The sequence below is a fragment of the Pseudoalteromonas sp. QJM3NY_12 genome (assembly GCF_056173165.1).
This window is the reverse complement of sequence record NZ_CM149661.1, coordinates 1409920-1432913: the sequence shown is the minus strand read 5'-3', so window position 1 is coordinate 1432913 and position 22994 is coordinate 1409920. Positions and strand designations below refer to the sequence as shown.

General features: G+C 39.7%; 17 protein-coding genes and 2 tRNA genes. 6 read left to right on the top strand and 13 right to left on the bottom strand.

The genetic code is table 11. The annotated features are described in order from the left end of the window. Positions 1 to 224: 224 nt before the first annotated feature. Positions 225 to 301: transfer RNA gene (locus tag AC0VZ5_RS06655), tRNA-Val, on the top strand. 361 nt (positions 302 to 662) lie between these two features. Further along, a tRNA-Val gene (locus tag AC0VZ5_RS06650) sits at positions 663 to 739 on the top strand. A gap of 414 nt (positions 740 to 1153) precedes the next feature. Here AC0VZ5_RS06650 and AC0VZ5_RS06645 read toward each other — a convergent pair. Next, positions 1154 to 1651: an REP-associated tyrosine transposase gene (locus tag AC0VZ5_RS06645; RefSeq protein ID WP_475474636.1), complete on the bottom strand. Its 498-nt coding sequence runs from the start codon at positions 1649 to 1651 to the stop codon at positions 1154 to 1156. A gap of 310 nt (positions 1652 to 1961) precedes the next feature. On the opposite strand from AC0VZ5_RS06645, the gene AC0VZ5_RS06640 reads away from it, so the two are divergent. Continuing rightward, positions 1962 to 2777, top strand: coding sequence for an amino acid ABC transporter substrate-binding protein (locus AC0VZ5_RS06640; RefSeq protein ID WP_475474635.1), 816 nt, complete (start codon positions 1962 to 1964; stop codon positions 2775 to 2777). On the opposite strand, the gene AC0VZ5_RS06635 is transcribed toward AC0VZ5_RS06640, so the two are convergent. Then, entirely contained in the window at positions 2774 to 3697 is a 924-nt protein-coding gene (locus AC0VZ5_RS06635; protein ID WP_178955816.1) for a hypothetical protein, read from the bottom strand. The two genes, AC0VZ5_RS06640 and AC0VZ5_RS06635, sit on opposite strands and share 4 nt — an antisense overlap. Before the next feature lie 345 nt (positions 3698 to 4042). Here AC0VZ5_RS06635 and AC0VZ5_RS06630 point away from each other — a divergent pair, with 345 nt between their 5' ends. Next, positions 4043 to 4942, top strand: coding sequence for a substrate-binding periplasmic protein (locus AC0VZ5_RS06630; RefSeq protein WP_475474634.1), 900 nt, complete (start codon positions 4043 to 4045; stop codon positions 4940 to 4942). Positions 4943 to 5015: 73 nt separating this feature from the next. Here the strand turns inward: AC0VZ5_RS06630 and prpF are convergent, their stop codons facing one another. From prpF to AC0VZ5_RS06605, 5 genes are all read right to left on the bottom strand, one after another. Further along, positions 5016 to 6188: a 2-methylaconitate cis-trans isomerase PrpF gene (gene prpF, locus AC0VZ5_RS06625; RefSeq protein WP_475474633.1), complete on the bottom strand. Its 1173-nt coding sequence runs from the start codon at positions 6186 to 6188 to the stop codon at positions 5016 to 5018. A gap of 13 nt (positions 6189 to 6201) precedes the next feature. Next, entirely contained in the window at positions 6202 to 8811 is a 2610-nt protein-coding gene (gene acnD, locus AC0VZ5_RS06620) for a Fe/S-dependent 2-methylisocitrate dehydratase AcnD (RefSeq protein ID WP_475474632.1), read from the bottom strand. Positions 8812 to 8939: 128 nt separating this feature from the next. Further along, positions 8940 to 10064, bottom strand: coding sequence for a bifunctional 2-methylcitrate synthase/citrate synthase (prpC, locus tag AC0VZ5_RS06615; RefSeq protein WP_475474631.1), 1125 nt, complete (start codon positions 10062 to 10064; stop codon positions 8940 to 8942). 25 nt (positions 10065 to 10089) lie between these two features. Beyond that, a complete protein-coding gene (gene prpB / locus AC0VZ5_RS06610; RefSeq protein ID WP_475474630.1) occupies positions 10090 to 10968 on the bottom strand; it encodes a methylisocitrate lyase in 879 nt (292 codons plus the stop codon). Positions 10969 to 11087: 119 nt separating this feature from the next. Continuing rightward, positions 11088 to 11801: a GntR family transcriptional regulator gene (locus tag AC0VZ5_RS06605; RefSeq protein ID WP_475474629.1), complete on the bottom strand. Its 714-nt coding sequence runs from the start codon at positions 11799 to 11801 to the stop codon at positions 11088 to 11090. Between the two features lie 265 nt (positions 11802 to 12066). Here AC0VZ5_RS06605 and rsmF point away from each other — a divergent pair, with 265 nt between their 5' ends. Together rsmF and AC0VZ5_RS06595 are read left to right on the top strand one after the other, a co-directional pair. Next, a complete protein-coding gene (gene rsmF / locus AC0VZ5_RS06600) occupies positions 12067 to 13506 on the top strand; it encodes a 16S rRNA (cytosine(1407)-C(5))-methyltransferase RsmF (protein WP_475474752.1) in 1440 nt (479 codons plus the stop codon). A 1312-nt stretch (positions 13507 to 14818) separates the two neighbouring features. Further along, a complete protein-coding gene (locus AC0VZ5_RS06595; protein ID WP_138609732.1) occupies positions 14819 to 15190 on the top strand; it encodes a GxxExxY protein in 372 nt (123 codons plus the stop codon). An 863-nt stretch (positions 15191 to 16053) separates the two neighbouring features. On the opposite strand, the gene AC0VZ5_RS06590 is transcribed toward AC0VZ5_RS06595, so the two are convergent. From AC0VZ5_RS06590 to AC0VZ5_RS06565, 6 genes are read right to left on the bottom strand one after another with little or no spacing between them, the layout of a single operon-like run. Beyond that, positions 16054 to 16767 carry a VpsP family polysaccharide biosynthesis protein gene (locus AC0VZ5_RS06590; RefSeq protein ID WP_475474628.1) on the bottom strand — a complete coding sequence of 238 codons (714 nt, stop codon included), beginning with the start codon at positions 16765 to 16767 and terminating at the stop codon, positions 16054 to 16056. Next, positions 16760 to 17488 (bottom strand): tyrosine-protein phosphatase, encoded by a 729-nt coding sequence (locus tag AC0VZ5_RS06585; RefSeq protein WP_475474627.1) that lies wholly within the window; start codon positions 17486 to 17488, stop codon positions 16760 to 16762. Before AC0VZ5_RS06585 ends, AC0VZ5_RS06590 begins: the two co-directional genes overlap by 8 nt. A gap of 12 nt (positions 17489 to 17500) precedes the next feature. Further along, on the bottom strand, positions 17501 to 19708 hold the full coding sequence (locus AC0VZ5_RS06580) for a GumC family protein (protein WP_475474626.1): 2208 nt from the start codon (positions 19706 to 19708) through the stop codon (positions 17501 to 17503). A gap of 24 nt (positions 19709 to 19732) precedes the next feature. Next, positions 19733 to 20254, bottom strand: coding sequence for a polysaccharide biosynthesis/export family protein (locus tag AC0VZ5_RS06575; protein ID WP_475474625.1), 522 nt, complete (start codon positions 20252 to 20254; stop codon positions 19733 to 19735). Next, positions 20251 to 21465: an outer membrane beta-barrel protein gene (locus AC0VZ5_RS06570; protein ID WP_475474624.1), complete on the bottom strand. Its 1215-nt coding sequence runs from the start codon at positions 21463 to 21465 to the stop codon at positions 20251 to 20253. The genes AC0VZ5_RS06575 and AC0VZ5_RS06570 overlap by 4 nt, the downstream gene beginning before the upstream one ends. Continuing rightward, the gene (locus tag AC0VZ5_RS06565; RefSeq protein ID WP_475474623.1) at positions 21449 to 22852 is read right to left on the bottom strand and encodes an undecaprenyl-phosphate glucose phosphotransferase; all 1404 of its coding nucleotides are present in this window, start codon (positions 22850 to 22852) and stop codon (positions 21449 to 21451) included. The genes AC0VZ5_RS06570 and AC0VZ5_RS06565 overlap by 17 nt, the downstream gene beginning before the upstream one ends. Positions 22853 to 22994 lie beyond the last annotated feature (142 nt).

Below are 22994 nucleotides of genomic sequence, written 5' to 3'. Positions count from 1 at the left end.
CAAATAAACTCAAATAGCATAAACATGCTTGATTCACTCCCCATCACGCTATATATTAGCGACCGTTGTTAAGCAATTAACAACTCTTAAATACATGCAATACGACTGTAGCTCAGTTGGGCGAGATTGGACCGAAGCGAAGCTTCGCAGCCGAACGAGGTGGAGGCAGGACGCCGACAGGATGAAGCTTCATGGACGAATTAAATAGTATGTAGACTTATAGTACGACTGTAGCTCAGTTGGTTAGAGCACTACCTTGACATGGTAGGGGTCGGTGGTTCGAATCCACTCAGTCGTACCAAAATTAGTAAATAATGTATTTAAAGTACGTTGAAGGAAAGAGCACTACCTACTCTTGATCACCCGGTCCAGAGGTATGTGGTTCGAATCCACTCAGTCGTACCAAAATTAGTAAATAATGTATTTAAAGTACGTTGAAGGAAAGAGCACTACCTACTCTTGATCACCCGATCCAGAGGTCGGTGGTTCGAATCCACTCAGTCGTACCAAAATTAGTAAATAATGTATTTAAAGTACGTTGAAGGAAAGAGCACTACCCACTCTTGATCACCCGGTCCAGAGGTCGGTGGTTCGAATCTACTCAGTCGTACCAAATATACTTCACCCCTAAAAGTATATTTAATTTAAGAATTTAAAATTGTACGACTGTAGCTCAGTTGGTTAGAGCACTACCTTGACATGGTAGGGGTCGGTGGTTCGAATCCACTCAGTCGTACCAATCTCCATATCTATAAAAAAGAAAAAGCACTACCTACTCTTGATCACCCGGTCCAGAGGTCGGTGGTTCGAATCCACTCAGTCGTACCAATCTCCATATCTATAAAAAAGAAAAAGCACTACCTACTCTTGATCACCCGGTCCAGAGGTCGGCGGTTCGAATCCACTCAGTCGTACAAATTCAAAAAAAGAACGTAGGTCGGTTAAGTGGCGAAGCCACGCCACCCGACATTGGTGACCCCCGACCCCAAACATCACCCAACATAAAGCAAAACCTGCACCGATATTGATTAATATCCAACATCGTCGGATGACGCCTTCGAATTATCCAACATTGTCGGATGACGCCTCTGGCTTATCCAACCTACGTTAATTATTGGGGACGTATGGGAAACACCCACATATAAGGTATTAATTATTCCCCACACCAATTGCGGCTGTACATTCCTGATGCGACCGCTTTATGAAAGCTTGAATGAGGCCAATCAATAACCCGTTCAACCAAACCATGTTTAAGCGGGTTAACATGCACATAATTTACATGCTGCCAATAATCACGTTCATCAACAATAGTATGCTCCCAAAAACGGCGTTGCCAAATCCCTCGTTCATTTTTATTAACGCGTGCAAGTGGTAAATGTTCGTTTTTAGGCAAGCCTTTAGAAAAACGTTTTTTAATTTCGCGCCAACGGCCAGAATAATCGCTATCACCTTTGGGTAAAGTTAACACTGCATGCATATGATCAGGCAACACTACCCACGCATCAATATAAAATGGTTTATGCATTTTTACCCAGCGCACAGCCTCACGCAATAAATCAATATGCTCAACCAATAATGATTTTTTACGATCCTGCAAATTAACCGTAAAAAAATACGTTCCTCCTGGTTGATAATTTCGACGATATCTCACAAAAAATCTCCTTATAATAAACGACTAAACATCGTCGGATGACGCCTCCGGCTTATCCTACCTACGTTAATTGTTGGGAACGTAGGTCGGTTAAGTGGCAAAGCCACGCCACCCGACATTGGGTAACCCCCAATATCAAAAACACTCCAAAAAAGCGCAATCGATCTACACTTGCTTAATAAATATCAAGTAACATCCATTTAATCACCCTGCAAAGTTAGAATTTATTGCTTGATAATTCATACTATGTTAACAAATAGACTATCTTATAAATTAATATATCAAAAGCACGCTAAGGAAGGATTTAACTATGAAGTTTGTTACGCTCATTTTACTAGCCTTACTTGGTTTTTCAGTTGAAGAAGCTCATGCAAAAACGGTGGTAAAAGTAGGTGGCTATGAGTTCCCTCCTTATATAGAAATTGTTGATGGGCGTGCTTCTGGTCTTACCGTTGAATTAATAAGCGAGCTAAATAAAATACAGCCTTCTTATCATTTTGAATTAGTACTAACCACACCCATTCGTCGCTTTAAAGATTACCAAAATGGCCTATTCGATTCGATTTTTTTTGAGAACCCAGATTGGGGATGGCTACAGGGAAACAATGTAATTAGTAACTCCCCTGTTGTAGCCATAGATACAGAAGTATTTATTGCTTTAAAGCAATTTGCCAAGTCTCAAGCCTGGTTTGATAACTTAGCAGATAAAACCTTGGTGGGTATTTTAGGCTACCATTATCCGTTAGCTAATTACGAAAGTAGCCCCTCAGTTCTTGAAAACGAATATAAAATGACTTTATTAAGCAGCCATAAAAGAAGTATTGAATTAGTATTAAAAAAACGCAGCGATAGCGCTATTGTTACTCGTTCTTACCTAAATCAATACTTTAGCAAGTATCCAAAAAGCAAGCGTTTGCTACTTGTGTCTGAGAGAGTGGCACAAACCTATAATCATCAGTTATTACTTCGCCCAAACCACACGCTAGATATAAGCACCTTGTATAAATGGGTAAAGCAAGCACTCACGCAAGGCAATATTGCAGCTAGGCTAAAGCAACTTGGGCTTCAACAATCACCTCTAATTACACCTTTACTGCAGACTAGCCAAACAAATACTGCTAATTAATGGCAGTAACTAGAAAACTTACTATTCTCATCATTTGTCGCAAACTCAACTAATGTCATCAGTAAATCACTGTGCTTATGAGTAAACCCAGTATTAGCAAGACGTTTTTCTAAATAGGCGGTAAAGTTCTTTCTCTGCTGATGTTGGCTTTGTAGCTTAATTAATAGTTCTGACTGTTTTTGGTTAATTAATCGTGTCTCGTATATCGGGTCTTCATCCGGCCAATTCTCAACTGGAGAACCCTTTTGTTGAAATACAAAATCACTCAACGAGCGTTCTATTTCATTATAATCATGCCCACCTAGCAGTTTTTCTATCTCTTTTAGTAAACTTGAGTACAAAACCCGAGGAAACAGCTTGTAAAAGTCATGATTTTTGAAAGACTCACCAGAGGGCGTTTGTTGCCAATTTTCAAAGCTTGCTCGTAAAGCATGCACCAATATACGACCAACATAATGGCTTTTTTGAAACGAGACGCCTTGTGACTCTAATCTCGATAAAACATGGTTTAATCGTTGCTTTAAACTGCGTACTTCTAGTTGAAGTTCGCTTTTTTGAGCCTCTAGTAATTGTATTTCGTCAGCACTTGTTGTTATTTTTTGTTCTAATTTATTTATTTTGACTTGCGCACCATGAAACAAATTACGTGTATCTTTGAGCTCTGCCAATACACTGGCATTTTGTAATTTTATAGGCGAACTATCATCACCTGTATAGGTTATGGTTTGTTTACTGTTTATTAATGCTTCGTTTAACGCCTGCTCTAATTTACTGTCTATTACTTGGCCAGACTTACTACCTTTAAGCAAGTTGGTTAAAGTTAAAGAAATATGTTTTTGATACCAATTTTGGATATGCTCACACTGCACATCAGATAAATTAGCAAACGGATTATCTTCACTTATTGGCTTATTAGCCATAAAAGTTCCCTCTAGTAAAAACACCTATAATTATCATACCAATTGCATTAAATTAGTGTTCTATTATGGCGCCTGAAAATAACGTAATAACAAGACGAAAGCTATAACATATAGTTATTCTATATAAATAACTTTACGCAGTAAGTGTGCCATTTAATACGATAGAATGATCATTTTTAAAAATCGGTATTGTGTCATATTTAAGTTAAGTTACTTATTTTTGTATATTAATAGCTATCGCTTTTTAAGGCTATACTTATATTGTTTGAATACTGAGAACATTTAAGTTGTTTATTCCAGATAACCCACTAAACTTAAGTGCACATATAAAAATGCATTATCCTTATGAGAATATTTTTAGTCGTTGCCTTACTTTTATCCTTCTTTACTTACGCAGATCCTGCGCCTGTAACCTACAATGTTGACGATAAAAATATTACTCTTCCAGGTAAAAAATATAAAAGTGGTTATGGCTATAATCTAAATGCTGATACCGTACTTCGTTTAGTTACACTCAACTGGCCTCCTTATATAGACGATAACCTATGCAATAAAGGCTGGCTTTACCAGCTTACAGTTAGCATGCTGGTTAAGCGTGGTTATGGCGTTCATATTGAGTTTTACCCTTGGGCGCGTGCAGTTCGTGAAGCAGAGCTAGGCAAAGCCGATATATTATTCCCTGAGTACTATATTGCCGACGACGTCATATCTGAAAATATTTTAACCAAAACACGCAATCAGTTATTAGCGCTATCAAAACCTATTCCAGGTGGCGATTTATCGTTTGTTGCACTTAAAGATCACACCATTGACTACGATGGCAGTATTAACTCTGTAAAAAATCGGGTTATGGGCGTAGTTCGCTCATATAAAAATAGTGACGAACTCGATGAACTGATTAGCCAAGGCAAAGTAAAAACCATTGTTGCAAACAGTGAGTATCAACTCATTCACTTGCTTTTAAACGGTCGCGTCGAGCTTATTGTTGCCGATTTAGAAGTACTTAAAGCCAGCGTTTACAAGTCACCTTTATCAAATAGAGATAAAAAAGTGATGCTAAATGCACTCGTTGCATTATCACCAAGTATTGAGTACAAAAATCTGCATTTTTCAGTAAGTAAAGATACATCTAATTGGCAATCTATTTTAGCTGACATCAACGATGAAATTGCCATTATGCGTAAAAACAATACTTTTGAACGTTTTATCGCTCATAAAAAACAACAGTGCTATAACCTAGGGTAATTAACGATTTATTTTAAACTACATGGTAACTATAAAGCTGATGCTCTCAAAGCCATCAGCTATTATACAATGTTTAAAAATCAAATGGCGCTCTTACCCAGCCTTCCATTAACACACGCGCGCTGCGGCTCATACTGGCTTTGCTAACCTGCCATTGGCCATTTGTAACCACCGCCTCTGCTCCCACTTTTAATGTGCCTGAAGGATGCCCAAAGTTAACTTCATTAATAGCTCCGCCACCAGCGGCTACATTAACTAAGGTGCCTTTTATCGCGGCTGCTGTGCCAATAGCAACGGCTGCTGTACCCATCATTGCATGATGTAACTTGCCCATCGACATCGCGCGAACCAATATACTTATGTCGCTGGCATTTATGTGCTTACCACTTGAGGCTGTATAGTCTTTTGCTGGAGCAACAAATGCCACTTTAGGTGTGTGTTGACGTGCTTGTGCTTCATTAATATTATTAATTAAGCCCATTTTCACTGCACCATGGGCACGAATGCTTTCTAACATAGTTAACGCCGCATTATCGCTATTAATATCACCTTGCAACTCTGTACCAGTGTAACCAATATCCGCTGCATTTATAAAAATAGTCGGAATACCAGCATTGATCATGGTTGCTTTTAACGTGCCTACGCCTGGAACTTCTAAATCATCAACCACATTACCTGTCGGGAATAACGCGCCATCACCATCAGCAGGGTCAATAAATTCCAGCTTTACTTCAGCAGCAGGAAAGGTAACACCATCTAACTCAAAATCACCAGTTTCTTGCACTTCACCATTGGTCATAGCCACATGCACTAAAATACTTTTTTTAATGTTAGCCTGCCAAACACGCACAATAGCAATGCCATTATCAGGCACTCTACCTTTATCAACTAAACCATTACTGATGGCAAATGCGCCTACAGCAGAGGTTAAATTACCGCAGTTGCCACTCCAATCTACAAACGCTTTATCAATCGCGACTTGACCAAATAAGTAATCAACATCGTGATCGGGTTGCTCACTTTTACTTAAAATAACGGTTTTACTGGTGCTTGAGGTTGCGCCACCCATACCATCAGTTTGTTTACCATAAGGATCGGGGCTACCAATAACGCGCAATAATAAGCTATCGCGCGCCTCACCTGCCACTTGGGCAGGTGCAGGTAAGTCAGTTAAATTAAAAAACACGCCTTTACTGGTGCCGCCGCGCATGTAAGTCGCTGGCACTTTAATTTGTGGTTTAAACATCTGTTTTATGTCCTTATGATGCTTGTGTTGCTTCTAAAAAGTCTTGCGCAAAGCGTTGTAACACACCACCCGCAGCATATATAGAGAGCTCTTCTTGCGTATCTAATCGGCATTTCATTGGCACAGTGACTACTTCACCATTTTTACGGGTAATCACTAATTCTAAAGTTGCCCCTGGTGCTGGTTCGCCCTTAACATCATAGCTTTCACTACCATCTAAATTTAGTGTTTTGCGGGTTGTACCTGCAGCAAACTCCAGTGGTAGCACACCCATACCAATTAAGTTAGTACGGTGAATACGCTCAAACCCTTCAGCTGCAATAACCTGAACACCAGCAAGCCTAACACCTTTTGCCGCCCAATCGCGCGACGAACCTTGGCCATAATCGGCACCGGCAACAATAATAAGCGGTTGTTTACGTTGCATGTAGGTTTCGATGGCTTCCCACATACGCGTGTTTTCACCTTCTGGCTCTATGCGCGCGTACGATCCTTGCTTCACTTCACCGTTTTCATCCAATACCATTTCATTCAATAGTTTAGGGTTTGCAAACGTGGCTCGTTGTGCGGTTAAGTGATCGCCTCGGTGCGTTGCGTACGAGTTAAAATCTTCTTCTGGCACGTTCATTTTAGTTAAGTATTCACCTGCAGCGCTGCTTGCCATAATTGCATTAGAAGGTGATAAATGATCGGTGGTAATGTTATCGCCAAGTACCGCTAATGCACGCATACCACTCATACTGCGCTCGCCTGCTAATGCACCTTCCCAATAAGGAGGGCGACGAATATACGTACTTTCAGGGCGCCAATCGTATAATGGGTCGTTATCTTCGCCGTAATCAACGGTTAAGTTAAACATTGGCTCGTATACTTTTCTAAACTGCTCAGGCTTAACACTTTGCTTGATCACTGCATCTATTTCTTCATCAGATGGCCATAAATCTTTTAAGGTTACATCGTTACCTTGCTGGTCTTTACCGAGGATATCTTTTTCTATATCAAAACGGATGGTACCGGCAATTGCATAAGCAACCACAAGCGGTGGAGACGCTAAAAATGCTTGCTTAGCATACGGATGAATACGACCATCAAAGTTACGGTTACCCGAAAGCACCGCTGTTGCGTATAAATCGCGATCAATTACTTCTTGTTGAATTTTAGGATCTAGTGCACCACTCATCCCGTTACAGGTGGTACAGGCAAAACCAACAATACCAAAACCAAGTTGCTCTAGCTCTGGTAATAAGTTTGCATCTTCAAGGTACGATTGCACTGCTTTAGAACCCGGTGCCAATGAGGTTTTAACCCAAGGTTTACGCATTAAACCTTTTGCATTGGCGTTACGCGCCAATAAACCTGCAGCAATTACATTACGTGGGTTACTGGTATTAGTACAACTAGTAATAGCGGCAATAATACACGCGCCATCTGGCATTAAGCCTTCTTCGTTTTCAACAACGCCCGAAATACCTTCTTTAGCTAAGTCGCTAGTAGATACACGACGGTGCGGATTTGAAGGCCCTGCAATGTTGCGCCCTACACTTGATAAATCAAATTTAAGCACACGATCGTAATGCGCTGTTTTTAAGCTGTCGCTCCATAGCCCTGCTGTTTTAGCGTAGTTTTCTACTAGTGCAATTTGCTCTTCGTCGCGACCTGTTAAACGTAAGTAATCAATAGTTTTATCGTCAATGTAGAACATAGCCGCGGTTGCGCCAAATTCTGGGGTCATGTTCGAAATAGTCGCTCTATCACCAAGGGTTAGTGCATCAGCACCCTCACCGTAAAACTCGAGGTAAGTCGATACCACACGTTGCTCGCGTAAAAATTCGGTAATAGCCAATACAATATCGGTTGCAGTAATGCCCGGTTGGCGTTTACCGGTAAGTTCTACACCCACAATATCGGGTAAACGAATGTACGATGCGCGCCCTAGCATTACACTTTCGGCTTCAAGGCCGCCCACGCCAACAGCAATAACACCTAACGCATCAACATGCGGTGTATGGCTGTCGGTACCTACTAGCGTGTCTGGGAATGCAATACCATCACGGTTTTGAATAACCGGCGACATTTTTTCAAGGTTAATTTGATGCATGATGCCATTGCCCGGTGGGATCACATCAATATTTTTAAACGCAGTTTTTGTCCAGTTTATAAAATGAAAACGATCATCGTTACGTCTATCTTCAATCGCGCGGTTTTTCTCAAATGCTTCAGGGTCAAAGCCTGCATGCTCTACCGCTAACGAGTGATCGACAATTAATTGTGTTGGCACAACCGGATTTACTTTTGCAGGATCGCCGCCTTTTGCAGCAATAGCGTCGCGCAGACCCGCTAAATCAACTAAAGCGGTTTGCCCTAAAATATCGTGACATACAACGCGTGCCGGATACCATGGGAAATCTAGGTCTTGCTTGCGCTCAATAATTTGGCTAAGCGCATCGGTTAGCATATCGGGTTCACAACGGCGTACTAAGTTTTCGGCAAATACCCGCGAACTGTAAGGCAGTTTGGCGTAAGCACCTAGTTTAATGGCATCTACTGCGGCCTGGGTATCGTAGTAATCTACATTTGAGCCTGGTAATGGCTTACGGTATTGAGTGTTATTAATAATGGTCATAATAAATTCGCTAATTTGGTGACGGGGTTAATCAAGACAGGCTTTAGATTTGAAGGTATATTGTTTGCATAATTTGCTAAAGCCGTAAAAGGTGAGTTGGTAACTCACCTTTTGTATGGACTATATGTTTATCTTGATTCAATTGGCGTGTAGCTGCGCGCATCTGGCCCTGTGTAATCGGCACTTGGGCGAATTATACGGTTATTTGCACGTTGCTCTTTTACGTGTGCTGTCCAACCGGTTACTCGGCTCATTACAAAGATAGGCGTAAATAACTTAGTAGGAATACCCATAAAGTGGTAAGCCGATGCATGGAAAAAGTCAGCATTACAGAATAACTTCTTCTCACGCCACATTACTTCTTCACAGCGAACTGATACTGGGTAAAGCACATCGTCACCCACTTCTGCGGCTAATTTTTCAGACCATTTTTTAATAATAACATTACGTGGATCCGACTCACGGTAAATAGCGTGGCCAAAGCCCATAATTTTATCTTTACGCTCAAGCATGCCCATAAGCGCGTCTTCAGCTTGATCAGCACTGCTAAAGCCTTCAATCATATCCATTGCTGCTTCGTTTGCGCCACCATGTAATGGGCCACGTAAGGTACCAATTGCACCAGTTACACAAGAATGGATATCAGAAAGCGTTGATGCACATACGCGACCGGTAAAGGTAGAGGCATTAAATTCATGCTCTGCGTACAAAATTAGTGAAACATTCATTACTTGTGCAAATAATTCACTTGGTGCTTTATCGTGTAATAGCGTTAAAAAGTGTGCGCCTACTGAGTCATCACCCGTTTGTGTTTCAATACGAACACCGTCATGAGTAAAACGATACCAGTAACAAATAATACTTGGGAAAATTGCCACCATGCGGTCAATCGCATCGTTTGCTTCGCTAAAGTCATTTTCCATTTCAAGGTTACCTAGCATAGAACAACCGGTACGCATTACATCCATTGGGTGTGCGTCTTTAGGAATGTTCTCAAGCACTGTTTTTAGTGCCTCTGGTAAACCACGTAAGCTCTTAAGTTTAGCTTTGTACTCTGCCAGTTCGCTTGATGTTGGTAGCTCGCCGCGTGAAAGTAAGAACGACACTTCTTCAAACTGCGCTTTTTCAGCCAGTTCGCTAATGTCGTAACCACAGTAAGTTAAACCTGAGCCTGTTTGCCCTACTGTACATAATGCTGTTTGTCCTGCTACTTGGCCACGTAAGCCTGCGCCACCTAATGCTTTATCTACCATGATTTGTCTCCTGTTGAATTTTTTATTATTTGTCAGATTTTTCTGAAAAAAGGTTATCGAGCGTGTTTTCGTACGAGTGATAATCTAAAAAGTCGTAAAGCTCTGCACGCGTTTGCATGTTTTCAATTTGGCTTTGTTGCGACCCTTCATTCAAAATAGCCGAGTACACATTAAGTGCCGCTTTGTTCATAGCTCTAAATGCACTTAGTGGGTAAAGCACCATTTCTACACCCACATCGCTTAACTGCTCTTTGGTATAAATTGGGGTTTGGCCAAACTCGGTAATGTTGGCTAAAATCGGCACATTAATCGCTTTGCTAAATGCGTGGTAATCAGCAAGGTCGTGAACGGCTTCTGCAAAAATGGCATCGGCACCCGCTTCAACACAGGCAGCTGCACGGTCTATTGCTGCATTTAAGCCTTCTTTTTGAAATGCATCAGTACGCGCCATAATGTAAAAATCGCTATCGGTTTTAGCATCAACTGCGGCTTTAATGCGGTCAACCATTTCAGTTTGAGTAACTATTTCTTTATTAGGACGATGACCACAACGCTTTTGCGCTACTTGATCTTCAATATGAAAGCCTGCTGCACCTGCTTTAGTCATTTCTTTAACGGTACGGGCAATATTAAAGGCTCCGCCCCAGCCTGTATCGGCATCAACTAATAATGGTAAATCGCTAGCACCGGTAATGCGGCGAATATCTTCAAGTACGTTATCAAGGCTGGTCATGCCTAAATCTGGCATACCAAATGAGGCATTAGCCACACCTGCCCCAGATAGGTAAATAGCTTTATGGCCCATTTTTTCAGCCATCATTGCGGTATACGCGTTAATAGTGCCCACAACTTGTAACGGGTGGTTATTTGCAATTGCCTGTTTAAATTTTAATCCTGCTGACATTACCTTCTCCTAATTTTGAACGGGGCTGCTCTTTGGCAGCTTAGTATTTTTTAATAATGTTACATCTGTACTAGGATATATTGACCTTTCAAGGTTTAATCCGCAAAGATCAACAGACCCTAGCTAGCCACTTCATTTTGAGTGGCTTGTAATGATTTATATCCATCAAATTTTGTTTGTATATTTGCTTGAGAAGCACTGATATGGCGCTTCATTAGCATTTCGGCGAGCTCCCCATCATGATTTTCTATGGCGTTTATAATCGCTAAATGTTCGTCAAACGCTTTCGATACGCGTGGCCCAACCATGCCCATTTGCACACGGTACATTCTTATTAACTGGTATAGGTCGTGGCATAACAAATGAATTAAGTGAGCGTTTTTACTGCCTTTGATTATGCGATAATGAAAGTCTAAGTCGCCTGCTTCTTGATAGTACGACTCACCTTCTTTAACACGCTGAGTGTGCAAATGCTGGTTGAGTAATTGTTTCAAGCCTTGAACTTCATCTGGTTCCATATTGTCGGCAGCTAACCTACATGCAAGTCCTTCAAGGGCACTGCGCACTTGATACACCTCAATTAAACGCTCTGCGGTTAATGCCACAACACGACAACCTATATTGGCTTTGCGCTCAACTAAGTAACAACTTTCTAAACGGTTTAATGCCTCTCTGAGGGTTGCACGGCTTACACCATAACGCTTTGCAAGCTCTGGCTCTGATATTTTACTGCCTTGTGCAATGCTGCCTTCTACAATTTCGCGGCGCATATCTACAAACACTTTATCGGAAGCGGTTGTAACTGCAGTGTCGTTTAAAAAGTGCTGTATCATAAAGTATTTTTATATTGTCGACAATTTATGGGTTAACTATGTGCTTATTAGCTAACAGTGTCAACCCTAAAAGCACTAAGAATGAGTAAAAAACCATCAAATTGTCGACAGCATTAGCTAAAAGTATAATAATTTTTAGTATTAAATGCGTTTTTCATAATGAGGTGTCGACACTTTCAAAGTGCTACTATTTCGGCTTTAACACTGAAAAAAATCGTCAAAAATGCTATTATCCGGCTTTAAATTTTATTGTATGAGCCAAATCGTGGACGCTAACACTTATATTCCAGAGCAATTTATTGATGACGTAAAAACTTATCTGCCTGAGCACCTTACCTTAGATGATTTTTTAAATGCCTGTCGTCGACCTTTACGTAAGTCTGTTCGCGTTAATACATTAAAAATGAGTGTTGAAGAATTTAAACGCCACGCAGCTCAAAAAAATTGGCAACTCACTGCAATACCCTGGTGCGATGAAGGTTTTTGGCTAGAGCGCCCAAACGATGAAGAGCAAAATTTAGCGCTAGGTAATACCGACTTACACTTAAGCGGCGCAATGTACGTACAAGAAGCAAGCTCAATGTTGCCGCCAATGGCACTAAAGCACAGCCTGCAAACTAGTAACACAGTACTCGATATGGCCTCTGCGCCGGGTTCTAAAACATCACAACTAGCTGCACTAATGAACAATCAAGGTGTATTGGTTGCAAATGAGCTGTCGTCATCGCGCTTAAAAGTACTTAGTGCCACGCTAAAGCGCATGGGTGTTGGTAATTGTGCGTTATCGCATTTTGATGGCGTGGTATTTGGTAATTATATGTTTGAATGCTTTGATAGTATTTTGCTTGATGCGCCCTGCTCGGGTGAAGGCACAGTTCGTAAAGACAGCGATGCACTAAAAAATTGGTCTATCGAATCAAACATTACCATTGCCCAAGTACAAAAAGAGCTGATTAAAAGTGCATTTTATGCACTTAAACCTGGCGGCACGCTGGTGTATTCAACCTGTACATTAACCCCACTCGAAAACCAGCAAGTGTGTGATGCATTGCTAGAAGAATTTGGCGAATACATCGCGCCAGAGCCTTTAAATGACCTTTTCCCTGGCGCCGAAAAAGCCACTACAGACGAGGGTTACTTACATGTTTGGCCGCAAACCTTCGACAGTGAAGGCTTTTTTATTGCTAAATTTAAAAAACACAGCAGCTGCGAAAACCAAAATCTAAAAGTTAAAAAAGGCGCATTCCCCTTTACTGATTTTGATAGTAAACAGCAAAGTGCGTTTATGAGCTCTCTCAAAAAGCAATTTGGTTTAACGAGTCTACCAGGCACTTTAATGCAACGCGACAAAGAGCTTTGGCTGTTCCCAGATGAATTTGAAGCAATACAAAACAAAATAAAATATGCGCGGTTAGGTATTCAGATAGGTGTTATTCATAAAAATGGCGTGCGCCTCGCCCATGAATTTGCCACCGTATTTGGTAAGCAATGTAAAAGCAATGTACTGGAACTAAACAATCAGCAGGCCAGTGATTACTTTAATGGCAAAGACATTCGTTTGGATGAAGTTGTTAAGGCAACTGACGAAGTGATCCTAACCTTATGTGGTTGCCCTATTGGTTTAGGAAAATGGCAAAAAAATAAGGTAAAAAACTCACTACCTAGAGATTTGGTGCAAAACACGCAGTTAATAAACTGGGAGTAAACTCTAACTTAAGTGTGCATAACAATTGTAACTCACTGTAATTATTGCAGTATAAAAAATGAGCAAAAATGTGTATTTTTGAAGCTTTTGACTATACTTAAATAACTTTCTTCTTCTCCCTAAGAATCTGAAAGTGTCTTTAGTTAGCGCAGGGCTCACATATGAGCCCCTCTATAACCCAGAGTTCCTTATAGCTCTGGGTCTTTTTTTGTCTTTAAAACAGGTTTTAGGTTTTAGGTTTTAGGTTTTAGGTTTTAGGTTTTAGGTTTTAGGTTTTAGGTTTTAGGTTTTAGGTTTTAGGTTTTAGGTTTTAGCAATGAGACGCTACGCTTTGGGAAGTGGTGAAAAAACAATTAATCACTTAGGTTAGTGGCTTTATTTTCTCATTTATTTCTCATTCCCTTCTCTCAGTTCAATTAGATCTTTAAGAAAATTATACACAAAGAGGGCTAAGAGACGCTGCGCTTTAGAGGAAGTGATAAAAACAGAAAGCTTTCATTAATAAGGGGCTTAATCGTTAATGTTTCCTCATTTACTCCTCATTCGCTTCTCTCAGTTCAATTAGATCTTTAAGAAAATTATACACAAAGAGGGCTAAGAGACGCTGCGCTTTAGAGGAAGTGATAAAAACAGAAAGCTTTCATTAATAAGGGGCTTAATCGTTAATGTTTCCTCATTTACTCCTCATTCGCTTCTCTCAGTGCAATTAGATCATTAAAGAATTTATGCACAGAGAGGGCTAAGAGACGCTGCGCTTTTAGAGGAAGTGATAAAAACAAAAAGCTTTCATTAATAAGGGGCTTAATCGTTAATGTTTACTCATTTACTCCTCATTCGCTTCTCTCAGTGCAATTAGATCATTAAAGAATTTATGCACAGAGAGGGCTAAGAGACGCTGCGCTTTTAGAGGTAGTAACAAAATAATTAGTCACTTAGCTTAGTGGCTTTATTTTCTCATTTACTTCTCATTCTCTTCTCTCAGTTCAATTAGATCATTAAAGAATTTATGCACAGAGAGGGCTAAGAGACGCTGCGCTTTTAGAGGTAGTAACAAAATAATTAGTCACTTAGCTTAGTGGCTTTATTTTCTCATTTACTTCTCATTCTCTTCTCTCAGTTCAATTAGATCATTAAAGAATTTATGCACAGAGAGCTAAGAGACGCTGCGCTTTTAAAGGAAGTGACAAAACAATTAATCACTTGGGTTAGTGGCTTTGGTTTCTAATTTAATAAACTATAATCAGGTTATAACGTTAGTTAAGCCTGAAACAAAGCAACTAATTCTTAAAGTTGCTATTGAATGAGGATAATCATGGACATTGACGAATTAACAAAAATAGTTATTGGGTGCGCTATTGAGGTACATAAAACTTTAGGGCCAGGACTATTAGAGTCAAGCTATGAATCTTGTTTAATGTATGAGTTATGTCAGGCTGGGTTAAATGTTAAAAATCAAGTTGAACTGCCAATAATTTATAAGGAACAATATATTGCAACAGGCTATAAGTTGGATATTTTATTATCAAATGAATTAATAATTGAACTGAAGGCCGTTGATAAACTCCAACCTATTCACTCAGCGCAGTTGATTACATATATGAAGCTATCAAATATAAATACGGGCTTATTAATTAACTTTAATACACTAAAGTTAGTTGATGGTATCAAGCGCTTTAATTTATGATTTTTAACTCAACTTGATAGTTAATATTCTCTTAAGTGAAGATACACAAAGAGGGTTAAGAGACACTGCGCTTTAGAGGAAGTGACAAAAACAGAAAGCTTTCATTAATAAGGGGCTTAATCGTTAATGTTTCCTCATTTACTCCTCATTCGCTTCTCTCAGTGCAATTAGATCATTAAAGAATTTATGCACAGAGAGGGCTAAGAGACGCTGCGCTTTTAGAGGTAGTAACAAAATAATTAGTCACTTAGCTTAGTGGCTTTATTTTCTCATTTACTTCTCATTCGCTTCTCTCAGTTCAATAAGATCTTTAAGAAAATTATACCCAAAGAGGGCTAAGAGACGCTACGCTTTAGAGGAAGTGACAAAAACAGAAAGCTTTCATTAATAAGGGGCTTAATCGTTAGTGTTTACTCATTTACTTCTCATTCGATTCTTTCAGTGCAATTAGATCATTAAATAATTTATGCACAGAGAGGGCTAAGAGACGCTGCGCTTTTAGAGGTAGTAACAAAATAATTAGTCACTTAGCTTAGTGGCTTTATTTTCTCATTTACTTCTCATTCGCTTCTCTCAGTTCAATAAGATCTTTAAGAAAATTATACACAAAGAGGGCTAAGAGACGCTGCGCTTTAGAGGAAGTGACAAAAACAGAAAGCTTTCATTAATAAGGGTCTTAATCGTTAATGTTTTCTCATTTACTCCTCATTCGCTTCTCTCTGTGCAATAAGATTTTCAGGAAATTATGTACAAAGAAAACTAAGAAGTGCTGTGATTACAGAAGTTAAACTTCATGTTTTGGTAGTCGGGTTTCGAGGATAAGCCTAAAACCTACCACCTAATCCCTAGCCCCTTTATTTTTTTTAACCACAGTATTTATTAAACATCCAACTGTTTCTAATAGCCTCATAATGAGTTCCAAATTGAAGCGATAAACACACTATAGATAGTCGGTTCATTTCTTTCGCCATACTAAAAATGTTATTAAACTTATAGCCGTATTTAGAGGCTAATTTAAGCTCATTCACATAAAGGGCTTTGTAGGTGGGGGGTAGCTTATTCCAGTGCATTAACGCAATTTGAATAATACCTAAGTGAACATCTAACTTATATGGGCCAACTTTTTTAGCTTGCTGAATATAATTATAAACCCGTTCTGTTGGCCCCTCTTGATAGCTGACAACTTGCGCCAAGCTTATCCAGGTTAGTGCCCAAGTTTGCCTTAACTCAACCGACTTTAACAACGCTTGCTCAGCTTGTTGATATGTTTGCTGAGTATGTTCGGTTTGCTCAATTGATGTTGTATCAGTACCTGCTAAACCTAGCATTTTTATATGGGCTAAAAGGTGCCAATAATGAGGATGCTCAGGGTCCATATTAGTAGCCAAGGTAATCGCATTTTCTGCTGCCTGAAGCGATGAGCCAGACAAAGCGCCACCTGACTCTTGCACAATATTTAGGGCATTAAAGTACCACGCATTTGCGCGCATACTTTGCATACTTGTATAAGCAATAACAAGTACTATCATGGCTAAAATAACAGCAGGTACTGCCTTGAACATGTTTAATTTAGTCATTAAATAAACACTCGGTTAGTTGCAGCGGGTTAGTTACAAAAAGCGTTGTGCCCTGCTCTTCACCTAATAATTGCGCTACTGTTTTTTTAGCTTGGCTTAAAATCGGCGGTCGACGTTTGACTGAATGAGCATCAGAGGCAACATAGCTCACTAAACCATCTTTTAACATTTGCAAAGAAATTGCTTGAGCGCTTTCGCCCCACTCACCTTCAATACTCGATGCCGTTAGCTGAAAATCACAGCCTAACTGCTTTAAGTGTTCAATGTAATAAAGATTTGACTGAATATCGCGGTTACGCTCAGGATGCGGAATAATAACGCGTATATTTTGTTTGGCGAGCCACTGAATAAATTTATCGTAACCTTGTGGCATATGTGAATGCGGTAACTCTAATAGCAATACGTTTTTGCCTGCTATTTTACCAATAAAAGGCAGTTTATTAGCCATCACCATTGCCATAAGTTCTACGTCTAAACGTACCTCTGCAGCAGCCGCTAATTTTACATTAATCCCTTCATTTTTTGCATTTTTTTGTAAGTTTGCCAAATTATCATTAATAACAGAAATCGAATTATTAAAGCGGCCTACATGTATATGCGGCGTTGCTACCATATGCGTAATGCCATCGTTTTCAGCCAATTTTAAAAGCGCTAAAGATTCTGTTAAATCTTTAGCGCCATCATCAATACTCGGCAAAATATGCGTATGAATATCAATCATAAACTAACTTAGTTACGCTTGTGGCTTTTCAGGTTGCTGTGAGTAATCGTAATAATCATAGTAGCCATGGCTATGCTCATCTTTAGATTTACTCATATCAACCTTATTAAGTACCACACCAGCAACGTGGGCTTTTACTTCAAATAAACGCTCAAGGCCCGCTGTAATTGGTTTAATACGAGTAATATCAGATTTAACAACATAAACTACCGAGTCAACACTTTGCGCAATTACCAATGCATCGCTTACGGCTTGTGTAGGCGGTGTATCAACAATAATATGGTCGTACTGCGCTTTTAAATCGCTAAGTAACTCAGCAAAGCGTGGGTTTGATAACAGCTCAAGTGGATTCGACGGTATTTGCCCGCTTGGCATAATTGTAACACCCGATTGCGCATCAACATGAACACATTCTGCTAATTGCTCAGTGCCTATCATTAAATTACTTAAACCAGGGTGAAATACCGGTATATCAAATCGTTTAGCTAACGTTGGTTTACGTAAATCTGCATCTATTAATAATACCTTACCCATTTGTGCCAACGACATCGCTAAATTGGCAGAGGTGGTCGTTTTACCCTCTCCTGGTGAGGTAGAGGTAACCGCAATAACTTGATGCGCTCGGTCAAGATGAGTTAACAACAAACTAGTGCGGAAGGTGCGTACCGACTCAGCAAAACGACGATAGGTATCCTCTAAATAAGCATGGATCGGAAAATAGCTCTTTTTAGGTACCACAACATGCGGTAATAACCCTAACATACGTTGAGCGAGTTTATTTTCTACATCATTTTTATTCTTAACTGTGTCGTTTAAGGCATCAAAAACAAAAGTCATTACTACCGCAAAACCAAAACTGGCAACAAAGGCTAAAATAACAATCAGCTTTTTGTTAGGTTTACTTGGGTTTCGTGGAGCATAAGCACGGTCTGTAAAACGAGCTGCAGCTGAGCTAAAGTCACTGGTTACTTCGGTTTCTTTAGAGCGTGACAAAAAGGTATTAAAAATATTACGGTTTGTCTCAACTTCACGCTTTAGTTGGTTATATTGAGTTTCTTTGCGAGTAATATCTTGATATTCAGCACGAATTTTAGCTAAATCGCGCTCAAGCGCTTTTACAGTTCGCGTTGTTCTATTTAGCTCTTTTTCAATACCGGTAATTAACCCTTTAATTTGCTTATTAAGGTTAGTTTTAACTGTAGCAAGTTCAGATTTAGCTGAAATCATTTTCGGATGTTTAGGGCCGTAAACCTCACTAAGCTCACTTACTTTACGCTCAACCAATACAACTTCACGTTTAACATCTTGTACAACACGGTGTGAGGTAATTTCGGGCATGCTACCCAGTAGTTCTATGTTGTCGTTGCCATATTCGTTAATAACACGATTAATACTTTCAAGGTTATTTTTAGCCGCACGCGCATCAACTAACTGCTTTGAAGTTTGCTCAAGCTCTTGAGTAACAAGCCCTGCAATACCTTCTATATCAACCAGCTTTTGCGCTTCTCGGTAAGCTTGTAAACGCACTTCAGAGCTATCTAGTTGTATACGCAATTCAGATAAACGCGTGTTTAACCAGCTAGACGCTTGCTGGGTAATCCCCATTTTAGCGCGCATTTGGCTTTCAATGTATACTTCGCCTACTGTGTTAGCCACCAAAGCAGCTAATTTAGGATCGCTCGACTCAAAACTTATACGCACTAATTGCGTTTTCATTATAGGAGAGACACTCAAACGCGATTTGAATGCAGCAAGTAAACCTAACATTTTGCGTTCTGCTTGCTCTTCTTCGCTAAGAACAGAGCCCTCTTTTTTATTTAAAAAAGGTAACAGCTGCTTAACCATGCCTTTTAGCTCACCAGTGAGCGACGGCTTAGCAATAAAGTCAGTGTGATCTTTTAAATTAAGTTTAGTAATTACCTCACGAGCAACACTGTTTGACTTAATCACTTCAAACTGGGTTAAATAATACTCTTTTTTAGTAGAGTCTAAGCCATATATTTCATCAAAGCTTACAGCCTTAGTTTGCTCCGACTCAATTAATAAAGTAGCTGTGGCTACATACTTAGGCACTAAAGTTAAAGCAACCATAATGGTTAACAGTGTAACCACAATAGCAAAACCTAAAATCTTCCATTTACTTTGCTTAATAACATTAAGATAAGCACCTAAATCAATTAGTTCCTCGTTATTGCTAGGCTTTTCAGAGTGTGTATTCATTTTTTAATTACTGCCTTAAACCGCTTAAAACAAGCGTTGCTCTATTTTTATGGTGTCACCCGCTGCAATTTGGCTATTTAAACTACCTTTTTGTTGCTGCTGTTTGGTCTGCTCTTTAAAAATAAATATTTTATCAACCGAGGCACGTTCTGTTAATCCACCGGCAAGTGCTATCGCTTGGTTTACCGTCATAGCGGGTTGGTAAGGGTAACCACCCGGCTTTTTAACTTCACCATGTATATAAAAAGGGCGATACTCTACTACTTGCGCATATACGTTTGGGTTAACTAAATAATCAGGCTGTAAACCGCTAATTATTGTTTGCTCAACCTGTGAAACACTTAAGCCAACAAGCTTAACCTTGCCTAAAAACGGGTAGTTAATTTCACCGCTATTACCAAGCAGTGAGGTTACATCTAAGTCTGGTTGGCCGAATACTTTTATTTCTATTTTGTCACCTGCGCCTAATATGTAGTTTTGCGAATCACTCGCAAAACTACTAAAGCTGAGTAATAATATTAGGCTAATTAAAATTTTAACCTTCATTCATTTCCCTTTAATGCAAATGTAAAGTTAAGGCCAACAATAACGCGATCAAACTCAATGTCAGCTTGAGTTGAATTACGATCAATAAAATCGACATAACCAGTTACCATGCCAAAGTTATTAGCTAAATAATTTAAGCCTAGGCGCGCATTTTTAACTTTGTCTTTACGGTTAAAGTTACCTGAGTACTGTTGGTCAACATAATTAGCGCTTACCACCGAGCTTAAATAATCGCTCCAATCATGCTGCCATGTTGCACCATAAACGCTTTCACGAATGTAATCGCCTTGTACTAAAGGGTCTTTAGCTGCACGGCTGGTAACTAGTTGCAAGGTTGAATAAGTCAACGGCTTCCAAACTGCAGCCGCTTCCCAGCTTAAACCACTAAAGTTATCACGCAAGTTCGACTCAAATTCTTTATTTTGGTAACCCACTTTAAATGAGCCAGTAGTAACCGCTGTTGCTTCCCACTCCATACCTAATAATACTTTAACGTCATTTGAATCGCGGGAAATACCGTTTGAGTCAATTACATCGTATTGATAGTTTTCTTGCTTAACCTCTAAAAAGGCACGGGTACCTGCTTGAGTATTATAATAACCAGTAATACCTAGCATAGGCTTATCGTAATCACGAAATTGCGATATGGCCGTAAAGTTTTGGTAATTTTTATTATAATAACCTGCGGTTAAAGCAAACATTGCTTTAGAGCTAACAGCACCGTATTCATAGCGAGCTGTTAGGTTTTGTTGTTGATAATGAACGAGCTCTTCAACAACATTACCTTGACCTTCAGTTAAACCCGCACCGCGTGGCTCGTATAACCAGTCAGCATTACCAGTTACATCTAAGCGGTGTTGGCTAGTAAATTCTTTGTGTACACCCGCACCAACATTAACTTGAGTAAAGTTATCGGTTGTGTCTTTATTATGAAATGACGTGCTTGACGCTATATCAAGTTTATAGCTGTCGGGGCCATCTTCAATTAAGGCATTTAAACTTGGCGCTATATTCCATATTAAACGCGACTCGGTGTTTTCTGGAGAGCTGAAAAAGTTATCGTTACTGCTTACACCAAGCTGCAGCATTGGCGTAACTTCAGCGCCATCTTTTGTCATTACACTGCCAGGCTGAAGTTCTACTGCCGATACAGGTGCAGAAACCCCTAACGCAACAAGTAAAGTGCTAATTATATTAGTACGCATTTTCACTTTTAAATCCCTTAAAAATTGTCATAAAAATTATTTTTACATCAAACCATAAAGACCAATGTTTAATGTAATGTAAGTCGTATTCAACTCGCTTAGCCATTTTATCAAGTGTATCGGTTTCGCCGCGCCAGCCGTTAATTTGTGCCCAACCGGTAATACCCGGTTTGGTTTTGTGCCTAAACATATAAAATTCTACTTTTTGGCGGTACTCTTCGTTATGGGCAACCGCATGGGGGCGAGGGCCAACAATAGACATATCGCCTTTTAAAACATTTATAAACTGTGGTAGTTCATCAAGGCTAGTGCGTCGCAAAAAGCCGCCTAACGGGGTAATTCGGGCATCGTTTTTTGTTGCCTGAGTGACCACATCGCTATTTTCGGTCACTGTCATAGAGCGAAACTTCCACACTTTTATTTTTTGCCCATCTAAACCGTAGCGGTCTTGCTTAAAAATTATGGGCCCTTTAGATGTCAGCTTGATTGCGGCTGCAATCGCTAATAAAACCGGGGTAATTAAGGTGACAATAATAGCTGAAACTACTATATCTTCTGTGCGCTTTATAAATTCGTGGGCGCCAATGCATGGTGCTTCAAACACACTGAGTGTATCTACGTCACCCACATGTTCAATACGGGCATGTATTAAGTTTGAGAGTAAGAAATCTGGCACTATATGCACATCAACGGTGGTATTACCTAACTGCAATAAAATATCAGCTATGCGCTTTTGTGCTTTCATAGGGAGGGCAATATAAAGTATATCTATCTCACCATTGTGTGCAGCATCAACCGCACTTTGGATACGCCCTTCTACACCCTGCTCTTCAAGTTGTTCAAATAGGCGTTCAGGATTTCTATCGTCATAAAAACCTTTAAAGTTAAAGCCTAACTCATCGTGTTTTACAATTTCAGTATGTAAGTATGCAGCAGATTCTGTAGCACCAATAATGGCTACATTTCGTTGCGACAGTCCTAATTTGCGGCGATTGCGCTTATACAAATACACACCCAAACGCCAAATATATAAAAACGTAACACTTAACGTAAACCAAATAGCAACTCCTACTCGAGAAAGCGATTCGCTAAACTTAAATAAAAAGGAAATAACCAGTAAAAATGCAAATGCAATAAGTACACTGCCCCATGCACAGAGTACCATATTTCTAAATTTACCTGCGCGCCAAGAGCGATAAGTAGAAAAGAGCTCAGCACTATATAAATAACTAAGAGCAACCGAAAGCGCAGAAGCGGCATAAATGGGAGTGAGTTTAAAATTGTAAAGCAGGGCTGCACACTGAAAAGCTAAAAATAACGCAAATATATCAAATAATCGGTAAAAATTGGCATCAGAGGAACCTGAAGGTTTGAAAGTCCTTGGAGATGTCATTTTGCTTAATTCCTTATAGCTAATCTAGCGTGGGGGACCCCCCACAAAATCCACGCGAATGATATAGCATTAGCTGTTTTTGTTCAATTGCTTATACCGACAAAAGTACTAACTATTTTGTAACTAACATTACAATGAGTTT

Bases quoted from the DNA above. Each gene is read 5' to 3' on its own strand.
- AC0VZ5_RS06640 (WP_475474635.1), top strand. From the start codon at position 1,962: ATGAAGTTTGTTACGCTCATTTTACTAGCCTTACTTGGTTTTTCAGTT.
- AC0VZ5_RS06635 (WP_178955816.1), bottom strand. From the start codon at position 3,697: ATGGCTAATAAGCCAATAAGTGAAGATAATCCGTTTGCTAATTTATCT.
- AC0VZ5_RS06630 (WP_475474634.1), top strand. From the start codon at position 4,043: ATGAGAATATTTTTAGTCGTTGCCTTACTTTTATCCTTCTTTACTTAC.
- prpF (WP_475474633.1), bottom strand. From the start codon at position 6,188: ATGTTTAAACCACAAATTAAAGTGCCAGCGACTTACATGCGCGGCGGC.
- acnD (WP_475474632.1), bottom strand. From the start codon at position 8,811: ATGACCATTATTAATAACACTCAATACCGTAAGCCATTACCAGGCTCA.
- prpC (WP_475474631.1), bottom strand. From the start codon at position 10,064: ATGGTAGATAAAGCATTAGGTGGCGCAGGCTTACGTGGCCAAGTAGCA.
- prpB (WP_475474630.1), bottom strand. From the start codon at position 10,968: ATGTCAGCAGGATTAAAATTTAAACAGGCAATTGCAAATAACCACCCG.
- AC0VZ5_RS06605 (WP_475474629.1), bottom strand. From the start codon at position 11,801: ATGATACAGCACTTTTTAAACGACACTGCAGTTACAACCGCTTCCGAT.
- AC0VZ5_RS06595 (WP_138609732.1), top strand. From the start codon at position 14,819: ATGGACATTGACGAATTAACAAAAATAGTTATTGGGTGCGCTATTGAG.
- AC0VZ5_RS06590 (WP_475474628.1), bottom strand. From the start codon at position 16,767: ATGACTAAATTAAACATGTTCAAGGCAGTACCTGCTGTTATTTTAGCC.
- AC0VZ5_RS06585 (WP_475474627.1), bottom strand. From the start codon at position 17,488: ATGATTGATATTCATACGCATATTTTGCCGAGTATTGATGATGGCGCT.
- AC0VZ5_RS06580 (WP_475474626.1), bottom strand. From the start codon at position 19,708: ATGAATACACACTCTGAAAAGCCTAGCAATAACGAGGAACTAATTGAT.
- AC0VZ5_RS06575 (WP_475474625.1), bottom strand. From the start codon at position 20,254: ATGAAGGTTAAAATTTTAATTAGCCTAATATTATTACTCAGCTTTAGT.
- AC0VZ5_RS06565 (WP_475474623.1), bottom strand. From the start codon at position 22,852: ATGACATCTCCAAGGACTTTCAAACCTTCAGGTTCCTCTGATGCCAAT.